Source organism: Pseudarthrobacter sp. CC4, assembly GCF_048957775.1.
Classification (GTDB): domain Bacteria; phylum Actinomycetota; class Actinomycetes; order Actinomycetales; family Micrococcaceae; genus Arthrobacter.
Map to the genome: position 1 here is coordinate 1 of NZ_JARCCZ010000080.1, position 754 is coordinate 754.

Annotated in this window: 1 protein-coding gene; it reads left to right on the forward strand. The window is 64.7% G+C overall.

The genetic code is table 11. The features are described 5' to 3' along the window. Nucleotides 1–57 precede the first annotated feature (57 nt). Nucleotides 58–754: DUF7594 domain-containing protein (locus tag PV768_RS21850; RefSeq protein WP_421094207.1), on the forward strand; the 697-nt coding region annotated here is incomplete at its 3' end.

Below are 754 nucleotides of genomic sequence, written 5' to 3' on the forward strand. Positions count from 1 at the left end.
ACGACGGCTCCGACGGTGACGGGTACGTCTCCGGCCGCTGGTGCGACCGGTGTGGCGGTGACGGCGAACGCGACGGGTACGTTCTCGGAGGCGATGGATGCCTCGACGGTCACGTCGAGCACGTTCGAGTTGTACGAGGGGACGGCGCCGGTTCCGCCAAATGCGACGCCTGTGTCCGCGGTTGTGTCGTATACGGGCAACGTTGCGACGTTGAACCCGAACGCTGACCTGAAGGCGGGTACGACGTACACGGCGACGATCAAGGGCGGCTCCGGTGGCGTGAGGGATGTTGCCGGTAACGCGTTGGCGCAGGACAAGACCTGGTCCTTCACCACGGCTGCCGCGGGCGGGGGCACGTCGGAAACGGTTACGCTCACGGCCGCCGCTGACAGCTATGTGACGAGCGGGGCGATCGGGACGAACTATGGCACGAGCACCCTGCTGGGTGTGGACAGCAGTCCGGTGGAGGTCACGTATTTGAAGTTCGACCTGTCAGCCTATGCGGGCAGGACCCTGGTGAGCGCGACCCTGCAGTTGCGTAGTGCCGGGAGCGGGTCCACGGGTACGCAGAACGTCAAGCTGGTCGCGGATGACAGCTGGACCGAAAGCGGGATCACGTACAGCAACAAGCCGCAGCTCGGCACCAGCATTGGCACACTTGGCCCGACGACGACCAACACCACGTATAACGTTCCGTTGACCGTCAGCGGCCTCACCGGTGAGCTGGGCCAACAACTCTCACTGGGCATGGACA